This is a genomic window from Bartonella sp. MR168JLCBS (assembly GCF_042194175.1).
In genome coordinates this window covers 178160-193121 of sequence record NZ_JBHIMP010000002.1, presented here as the reverse complement: position 1 = coordinate 193121, position 14962 = coordinate 178160, and the positions used below count along the sequence as shown (strand labels likewise).

15 protein-coding genes are annotated in these 14962 nt (G+C 39.0%); 10 read left to right on the top strand and 5 right to left on the bottom strand.

Features of this window, described 5'->3' with window-relative positions; all coding sequences use genetic code 11:
* The first annotated feature begins 1 nt into the window (after window position 1).
* Window positions 2–769, top strand: a complete 768-nt coding sequence (locus ACFIK8_RS02810; protein ID WP_375668951.1) for a BA14K family protein — start codon at window positions 2–4, stop codon at window positions 767–769.
* Window positions 770–834: 65 nt separating this feature from the next.
* On the opposite strand, the gene ACFIK8_RS02805 is transcribed toward ACFIK8_RS02810, so the two are convergent.
* On the bottom strand, window positions 835–1485 hold the full coding sequence (locus ACFIK8_RS02805) for an MBL fold metallo-hydrolase (protein WP_375668950.1): 651 nt from the start codon (window positions 1483–1485) through the stop codon (window positions 835–837).
* A gap of 142 nt (window positions 1486–1627) precedes the next feature.
* On the opposite strand from ACFIK8_RS02805, the gene ACFIK8_RS02800 reads away from it, so the two are divergent.
* Together ACFIK8_RS02800 and ACFIK8_RS02795 are read left to right on the top strand one after the other, a co-directional pair.
* Window positions 1628–2332: a response regulator gene (locus ACFIK8_RS02800; RefSeq protein ID WP_375668949.1), complete on the top strand. Its 705-nt coding sequence runs from the start codon at window positions 1628–1630 to the stop codon at window positions 2330–2332.
* Between the two features lie 8 nt (window positions 2333–2340).
* Window positions 2341–3681: an ATP-binding protein gene (locus tag ACFIK8_RS02795; protein WP_375668948.1), complete on the top strand. Its 1341-nt coding sequence runs from the start codon at window positions 2341–2343 to the stop codon at window positions 3679–3681.
* Window positions 3682–3726: 45 nt separating this feature from the next.
* On the opposite strand, the gene ACFIK8_RS02790 is transcribed toward ACFIK8_RS02795, so the two are convergent.
* Together ACFIK8_RS02790 and ACFIK8_RS02785 are read right to left on the bottom strand one after the other, a co-directional pair.
* Complete coding sequence (locus ACFIK8_RS02790; protein WP_012754893.1) at window positions 3727–4227, bottom strand: YbjN domain-containing protein; 501 nt, start codon at window positions 4225–4227, stop codon at window positions 3727–3729.
* Between the two features lie 383 nt (window positions 4228–4610).
* Complete coding sequence (locus tag ACFIK8_RS02785; RefSeq protein WP_012754892.1) at window positions 4611–4880, bottom strand: accessory factor UbiK family protein; 270 nt, start codon at window positions 4878–4880, stop codon at window positions 4611–4613.
* A 304-nt stretch (window positions 4881–5184) separates the two neighbouring features.
* On the opposite strand from ACFIK8_RS02785, the gene lgt reads away from it, so the two are divergent.
* From lgt to ACFIK8_RS02765, 4 genes are all read left to right on the top strand, one after another.
* Entirely contained in the window at window positions 5185–6063 is an 879-nt protein-coding gene (lgt, locus tag ACFIK8_RS02780) for a prolipoprotein diacylglyceryl transferase (protein ID WP_375628150.1), read from the top strand.
* Window positions 6038–7117 carry a class I SAM-dependent methyltransferase gene (locus ACFIK8_RS02775; RefSeq protein WP_375668947.1) on the top strand — a complete coding sequence of 360 codons (1080 nt, stop codon included), beginning with the start codon at window positions 6038–6040 and terminating at the stop codon, window positions 7115–7117. The genes lgt and ACFIK8_RS02775 overlap by 26 nt, the downstream gene beginning before the upstream one ends.
* A 102-nt stretch (window positions 7118–7219) precedes the next feature.
* Entirely contained in the window at window positions 7220–8011 is a 792-nt protein-coding gene (gene pgeF / locus ACFIK8_RS02770; protein ID WP_375635717.1) for a peptidoglycan editing factor PgeF, read from the top strand.
* A gap of 482 nt (window positions 8012–8493) precedes the next feature.
* Complete coding sequence (locus ACFIK8_RS02765) at window positions 8494–9426, top strand: ribose-phosphate pyrophosphokinase (RefSeq protein ID WP_375635718.1); 933 nt, start codon at window positions 8494–8496, stop codon at window positions 9424–9426.
* Here the strand turns inward: ACFIK8_RS02765 and ACFIK8_RS02760 are convergent.
* Window positions 9423–10922: a helicase HerA domain-containing protein gene (locus ACFIK8_RS02760; RefSeq protein ID WP_375635719.1), complete on the bottom strand. Its 1500-nt coding sequence runs from the start codon at window positions 10920–10922 to the stop codon at window positions 9423–9425. The genes ACFIK8_RS02765 and ACFIK8_RS02760 overlap by 4 nt on opposite strands.
* Window positions 10923–11214: 292 nt before the next feature.
* On the opposite strand from ACFIK8_RS02760, the gene ACFIK8_RS02755 reads away from it, so the two are divergent.
* Entirely contained in the window at window positions 11215–11844 is a 630-nt protein-coding gene (locus ACFIK8_RS02755) for a 50S ribosomal protein L25/general stress protein Ctc (RefSeq protein ID WP_012754886.1), read from the top strand.
* Window positions 11845–11920: 76 nt separating this feature from the next.
* Entirely contained in the window at window positions 11921–12502 is a 582-nt protein-coding gene (gene pth / locus ACFIK8_RS02750; RefSeq protein ID WP_375635720.1) for an aminoacyl-tRNA hydrolase, read from the top strand.
* Between the two features lie 166 nt (window positions 12503–12668).
* Here the strand turns inward: pth and ACFIK8_RS02745 are convergent, their stop codons facing one another.
* On the bottom strand, window positions 12669–13412 hold the full coding sequence (locus ACFIK8_RS02745; protein ID WP_375635721.1) for a L,D-transpeptidase: 744 nt from the start codon (window positions 13410–13412) through the stop codon (window positions 12669–12671).
* Window positions 13413–13700: 288 nt separating this feature from the next.
* Between ACFIK8_RS02745 and ychF the strand changes: the two genes are divergently transcribed.
* Window positions 13701–14804 (top strand): redox-regulated ATPase YchF, encoded by a 1104-nt coding sequence (gene ychF, locus ACFIK8_RS02740; RefSeq protein ID WP_012754883.1) that lies wholly within the window; start codon window positions 13701–13703, stop codon window positions 14802–14804.
* Window positions 14805–14962: the final 158 nt, after the last annotated feature.

Sequence of the window (14962 nt, the reverse complement as noted above, 5' to 3'; positions counted from 1 at the left end):
GATCAGGTTAGCGGTATTATCAGCAATGTCAACTGCAACCGTTTTCATGCCGCTAAATGCAACGCTTGCGGATATGGCATGGGACTTTACTCACCCTCTCACGAGAGAAATAGATGATATGAAGAGGAAGATGCGTAAAGAAAGAGATGATGCGATAAGGGAAATGAATAAGGAAATTGATATCTTGCGTTCCAGTTTTTCTCGCTCCCGTTGTTCTGATAGAAAACGTGGCTTTTTTTCTGATGATTTCCAAAAGTTTATTGATGATTTCAACGGCTGTTCTAATGACAACGACAAAAGCAAGAAACAACAACAACAACAACAACAACAACATCAACAACAACAACATCATCATCAACATCATCATCATCATCATCATCATCATCAACATCATCATCAACATCATCATGTTGAAAACAAAACATATCATCACATTGAGCGTAAAAAGACAAAACACAGTAATATTCATATAGACAACTCAGGAGATGCTTTAGCAGTGGGTGTTCTTGGTACAATTTTAAAAAAAACAGAACAGCCACAAGTGGTTTATCAAATAGTACCACAAAATCAGGTAATTTATCAAAAAGTTCCGCAAAATCAAAGAGTTTATCAGGTGCAGCAAACGGCGGAATATGAGCCACTCCAGCAATCATTAGAATCTAATTGGCTTAACTATTGCAAGAAAAAATACCGTTCCTTCAACCCTAAAACAGGGACTTTTCGAGACCGTAATGGTTTGGAACACATTTGTTATGCCCCAATAAATTAACTTCTGTTCTACTAAAAAAGTCTTAAATGGCACAAAAAAACGCTTCAAAGCGTTTTTTTGTTTGCTCATATATTAAAATCTTGAAGAAAAGAATTATTTTGTCGCTCATAGCCTATGCTACTTTTAGGACCATGCCCACAGATAAAACAAACATCATCGCCTAAGGGTAAAACTTTTTCTCGAAGAGAGTGCATCAATTTTTCATGAGAACAGAAGGGGAAATCAGTGCGTCCAATAGAACCACGAAAGAGCACATCACCCAAGAGAGCTAAGCGTTCTTTTTCATTGAAATAAATAACATGACCAGGAGAATGTCCTGGGGTGTGAAAAACCTTAAACACATGTCCAGCAAAATGAACGCACTCACCATCTTCTAACCATTGGTCAGGAATACAGATGCACGCATCAGTGATGCCGTAATTTCTTGCGCTTTCGCTCACGGCATCCATCACAGGCTTATCATCGCGATGTGAACCGATAATTTTTACATTAAGCGCCTCTTTCGCTTGCATTGCTGCTCCCACATGATCAAAATGACCATGTGTTATCCAAATAGCCTCAACGATAACGCCATTCTTTTCGATTACGTCTTGAATCCGCGGCCAATCACCACCGGGATCAACGAGAATCCCCGTTTTACATTCACTATCAAAAAGCAAAGTGCAATTTTGTTGGAATGTCGTAACTGGAATAATATGTATATTAAGACTACCCATAATATCCTTTTCAAAAATAACTTTTTTAAATTTATAAATAAAACTTTCTCTCCTTTAAAGTAAAGGTGCTGCTCGACAGCTTTATACAACTTATGTAAACTTGCATTTTATGTAAACTAAATTTTTATCAAGGTTTTTAAGAATGTCCGATCATGTTCAAGTTTTGTGTGATGACGCACCTCACCTTCTTGTGATTGATGACGACACTCGTATCCGCAATCTTTTATTTCAGTTTCTCATTAAAAATGGATTTCGTGTTTCAGTTTCAGCCAATGCTAATGAAGCAAGACGACTGTTGGCAAGTTTAGATTTTGATCTTCTTATTGTTGATGTCATGATGCCTGGTGAAAACGGTATTGATCTTACTCATTCACTCCGCCAAACAAAGGATGTTCCTATCTTCATGCTAACAGCTTTATCAGAAATAGACAATCGTATCCATGGCTTAGAAGCGGGTGCAGATGATTATCTTGCTAAGCCTTTTGACCCTCGTGAGCTTCTCCTTCGTATCAATGCCATTTTACGGCGTGGCTTTCCCCCTCACCAACCCAAAATTGAGCAGATCGTTTTTGGACCTTATATATTTTCAATTTCACGGCGCGAACTCAAAAAAGGGGGAGAAATTATTAAATTAACAGATAAAGAACAAGAAATGATGGTCATTTTTGCCGAAAATGCAGGCGATACAATTCCGCGCCATAAATTCGCGGCCGATGACAGCAATATAAGTGAACGTGCCATTGATGTACAGATCAACCGCCTTCGTCGTAAAATCGAAAAAAACCCAGCACTGCCTATATGGCTCCAAACCGTGCGAGGAATAGGGTACAAACTCTCTATTGAATAGGCACAAGAATGATCAAACCTTTAAGATTTTTTCTTCGATGGTTAACGAAAAAAATGCCTAAACAGCTTTATGCTCGCTCTTTGATCATTATTATCGCTCCAATGGTACTGCTGCAAACAGTCATTGCTTATGTCTTTATGGAACGCCATTGGCAAATGGTAACCGAGCGTCTTTCAATGGCTGTCGTGCATGACATTTCAGCCATTATTGATATTCTTGAAACATATCCACAACAAGATAACTATGGAGATATCAAGCGTATTGCACAACAACGCATGGGATTAAACATTTCTATTCTATCTCCTACCTCCTTACCCCCTCCAGGACCTAAGCCATTTTTTGCAATTCTTGACTATTTTTTAAGTGAAGAAATCACCCGCCAAATTAACCGTCCCTTCTGGATCGATACCGTAGGAGATTCTGATCTTGTTGAAATCCGTATCCACCTTGGTCACAATATCTTACGCGTCTTTGCTCCACGCAGCCAAGCCTACGCTTCCAATACTGCTATTTTTTTAAGCTGGATGGTAGGAACAGCTCTTGTTTTATTACTGATAGCAATTTACTTTTTGCGCAATCAAATTAAACCTATTCAACAATTGGCTGAAGCAGCAGAAAGCTTTGGACGCGGTCGTCCTTTACCAAAAGGATTTCAACCACAAGGAGCTGATGAAGTCCGTCGTGCTGGCATTGCTTTTTTACGTATGCGAGAACGTATTGAACGCCAAATCGAACAACGCACCATGATGCTCTCAGGAGTAAGCCATGATTTAAGAACCATTCTTACACGCTTTAAACTTCAGCTAGCATTAGTAAATACTGACTTTGATACTAAACCGCTTGAGCAAGATGTAAGTGACATGCAAAATATATTAGAAGATTATCTTGCTTTTGCTCGTGGTGAAGGAAGTGAAAGTGTCAAGACTTTTGATTTAAATGCTCTTATGCAAAAATTCTCCGCCGATGCTCATCTTCACAAACGTCAATTTTCTTACACCATTGAAGGTCCTACAGAAATACAAGTACGTCCCCGTGCTTTCACACGCTTGGTCAGCAATCTTGTATCAAATGCATTTTGTTACGGCACAACCGTTAAACTAACAGCTAACTCTCAACAAGAATCTTTTATATTGATAATCGATGATAATGGACCTGGAATTCATGAAAATATGCGTACAGAAGTTTTTAAGCCATTCTTTCGACTTGATAAAGCACGAAATCAAGATGCAAGTGGAACAGGACTTGGTCTTTCTATTGCTCAAGACATAGCACGCAGCCATGGTGGCAATATACAATTAGATGAAAGCCCACTTGGGGGATTACGCGCTATTCTTGATATCCCCCTATGAGCAATATTTCAGCAAACCATCTGTAAAAATAACAGACTGTGTATTTTAGGCATTCCCTACAGTTTCAAACAAAGTGTACTGCAGTGCCTTGTAAGCACTTTCTCCCGACAAAGCAACCATCTGAAATGCAACATAATGGCTTTCACAGACTTTAAGTGCATGTATCAACAATGTTTCAACCTGTATATGAGATGGATGCATCCCACCAGCCAAAAGAAGACCTTGCCGATAAATAACTGAATTATTCCTTTGCCAGTAATCAAAATGTCCCAACAACAACTTTTCATTAATTGCTAGCAATAAGCGCTGTATTTCAGCTGTTCGAGCATTTTTAATAGAGAGATCAAACGAACAAGCCAAATGAAGTGCTTCATGCTCTTCCATCCATGAAAAAGCAAGACGATAATTTGCGCGCTTTCCTTCCACACAAACGCTAATTTCATCTTGCGCATCCCGCTCAAACGACCAATCATATTCACAGGCAATCTGTTCGATAAAGTCAACAGGGTGCTCTTTTCTCTCTGTGGCGCAAAATGCAAGCCTCATCACAATCCTCAATCATCTTAAAAACATTGTCAACAGAATATAAACCGCCTAAACTGTAACAATATTTTGCTACAATCAGAACCTTTACACCAAACAAATACACATAAAAACATCGACAGTACACAAACACCCAGAACACAATCGCGCTGTTTAGGGCAACCTGATAGTCATAAAACGAATCATCAAGTCTTTTCAGTGTATTGATACAATTTCATAGCGCCAGCCCCCCTGATTCAAAAAAATGTATTTTACCCAAAAAAAAATCAAAAATAAACAAATGCTCCGCTCTAACAGACTCAAGATTAAGCATTTTTTAGTTTCACGCATCATATTGAAAAATTGGGGATATTTTTTTTGAAGATTCTTTTTTTTAAGAAACTATCTTACTTTTTTGTGTCTGCGTTTTTTAAATCATCTTTTTTTAAATCATCAAGGCGCCTTTTCAAATCAGCATTATCAGCATGGATTTTCAGCACCATCTCCTTAAAAGTCTCAAACTCTTCGCGAGAAACAAGATCAAGTTTGTTTGCTATCTTTTCAGCCTGCACACGAAAAGCTGTTCCAGCTTCACGTCGTATACCTTGCGCGACGTCAGCAGCATCTGTTGCTAATTTTGCTAATTCATCAAGAATACGATTTGATCCATTACGCATAACATTTTTCCTTAAATTTTAATTATTGACGCACGCATTATAGCGTATTCTCATAACATTTAGATACTGTAATTTGTTCCTTTTACCCTATATTTTACATACTGTGCAGATTTTTCGTGACGATCTTTTTAAGATTTTTTAATATTTCTTTTATCACCATTTTTTTTACCGCGATAAACCAGTGGAAATCTATCCCCCTTTCTGACTAGCCTCCCTACTGACTTGACCATTGCGCATTCATCTGTCATTTCTGACCATTAGAGTCACTTCATATTCATCTCGTATAATGTAAGATGCTTAATTCATGAATAATCTGTCTTGTCCAGCCATTGCTTTTCCGTCTTTTCTTGATCCTGTCATTATCCAGCTAGGTCCCATAGCACTTCATTGGTATGGACTTGGTTACGTGGTGGGTATTCTTTTTGCTTGGTGGTATGCGCAAAAATTATTAAAAAAAACATCTCTATGGTATAGAGACCACCCTCCTATGGATAAAGAAAAGATCGGAGATTTTGTTGTCTGGTCTGCCATAAGTGTTGTTGTCGGAGGGCGTTTAGGACAAGTTCTTGTATGGGATCCCATTTACTATTTTAACCATCCAAGTGCTATCATTGCCGTATGGGATGGGGGAATGTCCTTTCATGGCGGACTTATTGGTATTATCATTGCTATGATCTGGTTTGCCCGTAAAAATCATATTAACATACGAGCCATGTTTGATATCATTGCTGCAGGTGCTCCTATCGGTATCGGCATTGTACGAATTTGCAACTTCATTAACCAAGAGTTATGGGGCAATATTACTACACGTCCTTGGGCTGTTTGTTTTCCTCTCGATCCTCACTATCTACCGCGCCATCCAAGCCAACTTTACGAAGCTTTCATGGAAGGATTTCTTCTCTTCATCATCTTATGCCTTATCATTTTTGCCTTTAAAGCATTAAAGCGCCCTGGAGCTGTTGCAGGAACATTTATTATAGGCTACGCAGTAGCGCGCAGCATTTCTGAAGTTTACCGTGCGCCTCAAGAAGATCCAGAATGGTTTTCAACTCTTTTCCATTCTACTGGTTTTACCTATGGCATGGCTTTATCTCTTCCCATGCTTCTTTTAGGGTTTTATCTTCTTCTCCATGCCTTTAAATATAAATCGACAGAAAATGGCCAATCTAAAAGAAAAAATTAAAGAAATTATTGCCCTTAATGGACCAATCACTGTTAGCCAATATATGACGTTGGCACTTACCGATCCTCAATTTGGTTATTATCAAACACAAACACCTTTTGGACGTACCGGTGATTTCATTACAGCACCTGAAATAAGCCAATTATTTGGAGAAATGATTGGGATTTGGGTTCTCGCAAGCTGGAACGCTCATGGTTTTCCTCGCCCTTTTATCCTCGCTGAAATAGGTCCAGGACGTGGAACTCTCATGGATGATGTTTTGCGTACCATTCAAAAATTATCCACGACAGCATTTGAATCTGCTGAAGTTTTTCTCCTTGAAATAAGTAAAAAGCTTGCAAAAGAACAAAAAAAGCGCCTTTGCCCTTATCAAAAACAAATCCATAGCATTGAAAATTTTAATCAAATTCCTTCAAAACCTCTCTTCCTCATAGCTAATGAATTTCTCGATACACTCCCTATCAACCAATATATTAAAGTCAATGGAGAATGGAAAGAGCGCTGCATTACAGTCAATCAAGATGGAGATCTCATCTTTATTGCTGCCCCGCATAAACTTCCCTCTTCTTATCTACAAACCTATTGTTCTAAAGTGCCTGACGGAACAATTTTTGAATATGCCCCCTTACGGCATCAATTCATGCAACAAATCAGCCACCATTTAGTGCAAGTGACAGGTTCTGCTTTGCTCATTGATTATGGTGCTGCTGATCTTGCATTTGGCGATACCTTGCAAGCACTGTCAAAACATAGATTTCGTGATATTTTTGATGCCCCTGGTGAACATGATTTAACATCCCATGTTGGTTTTTCTTTTTTAAAAAACATAGCCCTTGAACAAGGTTGTTTTGCTGAAATCTTCGAGCAAGGAGATTTTCTTTTAAAAATGGGGCTACTGGAGCGCGCAAAACAGCTTGGAGTTGGCAAAAGTGCTCCTTTGCAAGACAAAATCCGCCAAGACATCGAACGGCTCGCTGGTCAAGATCAAATGGGAAAATTATTTAAAGTTTTACATTTCAGTGATAAAAACATCTCCATACCTCCCCAATTTTGATGATCGGCGCTTTTGTCAATAAGCACATCATTATCTGAAATATTCATTGATAAATATGAACATCTCCACCCTCACTTCAAATAATCTCCATAAGGAACTTTTATGAAATCTATCCCTCATCCCATTCTTGCAAAAAATCTTTCTACTTTACACACCCATGGGATAGAACATGGTTTTTTTACTCGTCAAGGTGGTGTTTCAAAAAGCCTTTACCAAAGCCTTAATGTTGGACAAAGCTCAAATGATCACCCTGAACATATTACACAAAACCGCACTTTGGTCGCTCATTATTTTGATGTTGAGATACAAAATTTAGTCACTGTCAATCAAATACACTCTTGTGAAGTCATTGTCGTTGATAAAGCTTTTATCGGCTCCCCTCCTAGAGCCGATGCTCTCGTTACCACCACACAAGAACTCGTAATCGGCATTCTTACAGCAGATTGTGGACCCATTCTGTTTGCTGATCCACAAGCAGGTGTCATCGCTGCAACTCATGCTGGCTGGCGCGGAAGCTTAAATGGAATTATCGAGAAAACAATTGCTGTTATGGAAAAACAAGGTGCCAAAAGACAATCAATAACAGCAGTCCTTGGACCTTGTATTGGTCCTTGTCACTACGAAGTAACAAGTGAATTTTACGACCAATTTATTGATTGCCACTGCAAATACCAAAAATATTTTATAAAAACAGACAAAATAAATCACTTTTACTTTAATCTGTGGGCATTCATTATGAATCAACTCATCAAAGCAGGCGTTAATGCTTCTTGTGTGGAGCTTTGTACCTACAAAGATGAAAAGCGTTTTTTCTCCTATCGCCGTGCAATCCACCGCAGCGAACCTGATTACGGACGGCAAATTTCTGCTATTATGCTAAAAAATAAAAAATGATCCTCTTTTATGCTTTAAAACAATACCAAAACTGCAAAACTAAACTTTTTACTCAAATGTAAAAATAAATCCCATTGTATTTTGCTTTGCTTTTTTTACAAAATTATTTACCAGCCCATAAAATATGATAGCTTTTGCTCTGAATCATTTTCAATGTTTGGTTATAATGATTGAAGGCAAGATGATACTCCTCTTTTTTACTCCTCTTCATTCATCTTAAATATGAAACATTCCCCATATTGAAAGCATTTTTTTATAAAGTAATAACCAAAAAGCTTAATCAATACGTATTTCTTTGTCACATGGAGAAAAAACTTTGCTCTAAAAGAAACAAACTTTTGGAAAAAGAGAAAACATACCGCATAGCTCTTTAACAATAATCGATAAAATTGTAAGGCTTTTGTAATTGTTCTCTTGCAATTTAATAAAAAGAAATTAAAAACCGTGTCGCATTCCCACCATAATAATTCAGAGGTTCTACTATGAAACTTTTCTGCGGAAATTCTAATCCACGCCTAGCTGAAGATGTTGCAAATTATTTGAACATCCCCTTAGGAAAAGCCACCGTAAAACGTTTCGCTGATCAAGAGATTTTCGTAGAATTGCATGAAAATGTGCGTGGACAGGACGTGTTTGTTTTGCAATCTACATCCTATCCAGCCAATGATCACTTGATGGAATTACTCATCATGATTGATGCGCTTCGTCGTTCTTCGGCACGTCGCATCACAGCTGTTATCCCTTATTTTGGCTATGCCCGCCAAGACCGTAAACCTGGTCCGCGTACTCCCATTTCCGCAAAACTTGTTGCCAACCTGATTACTGAAGCAGGGGCCCATCGTGTTTTAACATTGGACCTTCATGCAGGACAAATTCAAGGTTTTTTTGATATCCCTACGGATAATCTCTATGCTGTTCCTGTTATTTCTCGCGATGTCAAAGTACATTATTCTCTTGAAAATGTTATTGTTGTTTCACCTGATGTGGGTGGTGTTGTACGCGCACGCTCGCTCGCCAAGCGTTTGAATAGTTTGCTTGCTATTGTAGATAAACGTCGTGAACGTCCCGGTGAATCAGAGGTTATGAATATCATTGGAGATGTATCGGGAAAAGATTGCCTTTTGCTTGATGATATTGTTGATTCAGGTGGAACTTTATGCAATGCAGCAAGTGCTCTGCTTAAACATGGTGCCAATAGTGTCACGGCTTATATCACGCACGGCGTTCTTTCTGGTAATGCAATCGAACGAATTACCAATTCAGAGATGAAAGAATTGGTTATTACAGATTCAATTATGCCAACACAAACTATTGAGAAAGCCCATAATATTCGTGTTTTGCCCATTGCCGACCTTATTGGGGAAGCAATTGCAAGGACAGCAGCAGAACAATCGGTTTCCAGCTTATTTGGTTAAAGGGGTTCCTTGGGGTCTCCTGGTGCTGTTTCAACACCAAGATCAGGAAATGCAACAATACGTTGGCCACTAAAATGCGTATGAATAACAATAAGACCACGCTCTTCAAAGTAGGTTAAAAGTCGGCGTGCACGGCTTAAAGAATGAGTCCCATAAAGACGTGCTAAAAATGCATCGGATGGACATGGCTTTCCCCCTAATGCAGCCTGTGCTACATTCAAGAAGACTCCTTGGACATCTTCTTCTAAACTTTCTGATATCTGCAAAATATGTTTCCAATGTTCACTGACAGCCGTTTGTTCATCAACAAAAGCCTGAGCAATAGCCAATTTACGCCGAAATTGTGAAAGATTAAAAGGAACCTTTGACATACCATGGATACGACAACGAACTGAAAAATCTTGATAAAGCACCGCTGTTGAACGATAAAAAGCCTCAGAATCCTCAAGAATTTCCCGAATAATATGTTCTGCTTGGCCGTCATGCTCAACATCAGAAAGTTCAGGAAATAAACTCGGGGTTTCTTCCAACAACTCTTGTTTTTTATGCACTACCTCCTCTAACATCTCGTGCATTGATTTTTCCCTCATCGGCTCTCGTGTTTGTTTAAATGGCTTTAAAATTTCCTCTGGTGAAGCAGTAAAAACGAGCTCTTGCACATCATCCCGCTCTGTTGGAAGTGGCATTAATTTAGGGCTAGAAGAGCGTGCCAAAGTTTCAACAGAACCGATAATGATTGGTAAGGGACGTCGTGATAAAGCGGGGCCTAAAGCTATAAAATTCCCCCGCTCAAGATCTCTAAACATTTCCGCTTGGCGGCGCTCCATTCCCAAAAGATCAGCAGCGCGCACCATATCAATATCTAAAAAAGTCCGCCCTATTAAAAAGTTTGAAGCTTCAGCAGCAACATTTTTGGCCAACTTAGCCAAACGTTGTGTCGCAATAACACCAGCAAGACCACGTTTACGCCCTCGACACATAAGATTGGTCATAGCACTAAGAGAAATCTTACGTGCTTCATCAGAAACTTCTCCTGCTGCAGTTGGAGCAAACAATTGTGCTTCATCGACAACGACAAGCATAGGATACCAATAATCACGTTCCACATCAAACAGTGCCCCAAGGAAAGCCCCTACAGCACGCATCTGTTGTTCAGTATCCAAACCTTCAAGATTAAATACCACTGAAACCCGATGTTGTCGAATGCGATGGGCAATACGAGTCAATTCTAATTCACTACGTTGAGCCTCTACAATAACATGACCAAATTTATCTGCCAAAGTTACAAAATCGCCTTCTGGATCAATTACACAATGCTGAACCCACTTAGCACTTTGCTCCAAAAGACGGCGTAAAAGATGTGATTTCCCTGAACCGGAATTACCTTGTACAAGAAGACGTGTCGCCAATAACTCTTCCAGATCAAGAAGTGCTGGCATCGATTTATGCAAAGCACGACTTTCTGACATCTCACCCAAGGCAATCTCAACCTTCATAACATCTCCAGTGTTTGATTTTGAACATATCAGTGCCAGCGCATATTGGCTGATTCTCCATCCACACCGTAATTTGTAACATTTCCTCCTTTTTAACGGTAGAAATCATCGATTTTTCCCACAACTCTTGCATCTATGAATAGTTTGAATTATAGAACAAACTTCTGTGTAGACACCCTTGGAGGCAACGCAGAATGGAGCGATCGCTGTTGGTTAGCGCATATCTTCATATCCATGCAAAAACTATTACTGTTTTTGAAGGATCTCCAATCATGTAAAAAGGACTTAAATTATGAGCAAAAGCTACACTCTTAAGGCCGAAAAACGCGAGCGGGTTGGTAAGGGGTCCTCCCGTGAACTTCGCCGCAACGGTCTTATTCCTGCTGTCATTTATGGTGAAAAACAACCTCCTTTGGCAATAACAGTTCCCTATAAAGAAATTTTCTACAAAATTCATGCCGGTGGCTTTCGTACCACCATTGCAACGATTATTCTTGACAAGCAAAAAATTATGGTTTTGCCAAAAGATTATCAATTAGATCCCGTGCGTGACTTTCCCCTCCATGTAGATTTCTTACGCATTTCAGCAAAATCCGTTGTAGAAGTGAATATTCCTGTCCACTTCCTCAATGAAGATACAGCACCTGGACTTAAAAAGGGTGGTGTCCTCAATATTGTTCGGCACGAAATTGAATGTACGGCTCCAGCAAGTGCTATTCCTGAAGCTATTGAAATTGATCTCGCCAGCTACTCTATTGGTGACTCTATTCACATTTCAGCAGTGCAACTGCCAAAAGATGTGACTCCCATCATCCAAGATCGAGATTTTACCATTGCAACCATTGCAGCTCCTGCTGGCATGGATGTCAGTGATGAAACTTCTGAACAAGAAGATGAAGAAGAAGACACGCAAACTTCATAAAACTCAAAAGGCGGGAATTTTTTCCGCCTTAATTTATGAGACATTACCCTTACTCATACTTTGACTGAAGATACACATGTGGCTTATTGCTGGTCTTGGCAATCCTGGTTTACAATATCAAAATAACCGCCATAATATCGGTTTTATGGCTGTTGATGCCATCTATCAGTCCTTCTCTTTTTCTCCATGGTCGAAGAAGTTTCAAGCAGAAATCTCTAATGGTTTCATAAATAATGAGAAAATTTTTCTTATAAAACCGCAAACTTTCATGAATCTCTCTGGTCAAGCTATCGGTGAAGCTTTGCGATTTTATAAATTAGATCTGAAGAATTTGATCATCATTTATGATGAGTTAGACCTGTCACCGGGAAAAGTTCGTATAAAAATTGGTGGAGGAAATAATGGGCATAATGGTATTAAGTCTATTGATGCCCATTGTGGCACTGACTATTGTCGTATACGCATAGGAATTGGTCATCCTGGAAGCAAAGAACTTGTTCATCAGCATGTTCTGGGAAATTTTACCAAATCTGATCAAGAATGGTTATCCCCTCTCTTAGAGACAATTGCAAAAAATATCGCTCTCCTTATAAAAGATGACAAATCCCTCTTTATGAATGAAATTTCACAAACGATAAAAAACAATCAAAACCATTGACTTGCGTGTCACAGTCGCGTGAAGCATATGGATAAGAACTCTTGAAAAAAATGTCTCTTATACACACTTTTGAAAAAGAAAGGCTTATATTCTCTTTTGAGAGAAAGAGAAGATTGAACAGCAAACCAAAATACTCAAACAGTTCTCTTCAATTTTCTCCCCCAAATTAAAAAAATTCATTTGGCTGAATGGTCGACTGTAGCGGATCATAGCCATTTGATTGTTGACTATAAACTGTAGGAATACTCCTATTGTTTTGTAAGACCACAACACGCGAACCAACGGGAACACGATTATAAAGATCAATAATATCTTGATTAAGCAAACGAATACACCCACTTGAAATAGCACGCCCAATTGACCACGATTCGTGTGAGCCATGAATACGGAAAAGTGTATCTTTCCCATTTTTGAACAAATAAAGTGCCCGCGCACCTAATGGATTATCGGGTCCTGGTGGCATTCCTTTCCCAAGATGACCATAACGTTCTGGTTCTCGAGCCATCATAGCTGCAGTAGGAGCCCAATTTGGCCAACGACGCTTGCGCTGTACAACCCCTTCACCTTCAAATGCTAAACCTTCCTTACCGACCCCAATCCCATAACGTAAAGCCTTTCCATTTTCACCAATAAGGTAAAGAAAACACTCTTGCGTATCTACAACCAATGTTCCAGGTGGATAAGATGTATAATAAATCACTTCTTGTCGCCAAAACTTTGGATCAATTGTCGCAAGATCAACAGCAGGTAACAAATAGGTCTCATTCGTTACAGGACCGTACAAAGCCTGTATTTCTGGTGGAATGTATCGAACTTGTTGAAAAGGAACTGATGACATATCTGACTGATGTGTAGCACATCCAGCTAAAGCCAAAAGTGCTGCAATTAAAAAGACACAACGAGATAACACTCTTCTATTTTCTCCGATTAATTATTTATGCAGATTTGCATACCATGAAAAACTTAGCACATTATTAACATTAATTCGAAGTTTTCTTATCCTTGAGACTAAGGAGAGCATTAAGATAAGAAGAACTAAGGTAAAAAAAGCAAATTATCTGTTACTTTAGACTTTTTTCTCACTTATCGCAACACAAAGACTATAACTCTTCTAAAAATATGCTATAAAAAAGAAGCTTTATCTTGACTATAAAATCAAAAGAAAAGAAAGAAAAATCAAAAGAAAAGAAAGACTCTCATGGGCTTTAAATGCGGTATTGTCGGATTACCTAATGTTGGGAAATCAACTCTTTTTAATGCATTAACAAAAACAGCCACTGCACAGGCTGCCAATTATCCTTTTTGTACCATTGAACCCAATACCGGTGAAGTTGCTGTTCCAGATTTACGAATGGAAAAAATTGCATCAATCGCTGGTTCAAAAGAAATAATTCCTACACGCATTAACTTCGTCGATATTGCGGGGCTTGTACGAGGAGCTTCAAAAGGCGAAGGTTTAGGAAACAAATTTTTAGCCAATATTCGCGAAGTCGATGCCATTGTCCACGTTTTACGCTGTTTTCAAAATGAAGATATTACCCATGTAGAAGGACGTATTGATCCTGTTTCTGATGCCACAACCGTTGAAACCGAACTCATGCTTGCCGATCTTGAGAGCCTTGAGCGACGAATCGTACAAATCCGTAAACGTGCGACCGGAAAAGACAAAGAAGCTCTCACAATTTTACCCATTATGGAAAAAGCATTAAACATACTGCAACAGGGAAACCCTGTCCGGTTATTACTCAAAGATATCTCTTCCGATGAACACCACATTCTTAAGAGTTTGAATCTTTTAACCTCCAAGCCTGTACTTTATGTTTGTAACGTAAGCGAAAATGACGCCGCTCATGGAAATAGCTTTACCCAAACAGTTGAAAAAATGGCAACAGAGCAAAATGCGCAAAGCATTATCATTTCTGCTTCTATCGAAGCGGAAATCACACAACTGAGTGATGCTGAAGCATCAGAATATCTCAATGCTCTAGGACTCTTTGAACCAAGTTTAAATCGCCTTATTCGTGCTGGTTACCATTTACTTGATCTCATTACTTACTTCACCTGTGGGCCTAAGGAAACACGAGCATGGACAATTACGCGTGGTACAAAAGCTCCCCAAGCAGCTGGCGTTATTCACTCAGATTTTGAGCGCGGTTTCATTCGTGCCCAAACCATCAGCTACAATGACTATATTGCTCTGGGTGGAGAAAGCGGTGCAAAAGAAGCAGGAAAAGCCCGCGATGAAGGAAAAGAATACATTGTGCAAGATGGCGATGTCATGTTATTTAAACATAATACTTAAATCTTCACTCTGTCTTAATAGTTTATCTTGAAAACTTTGTAATAGGTCCTTGGAATCTTGTCGCAAAAGCTCCCAAGAATTTTTTGAACAAAAAAAACGTTGCTAGCATATTATTATGATAGCAACAGTTTTATCCATTAAAGAATGGGAATATAAAA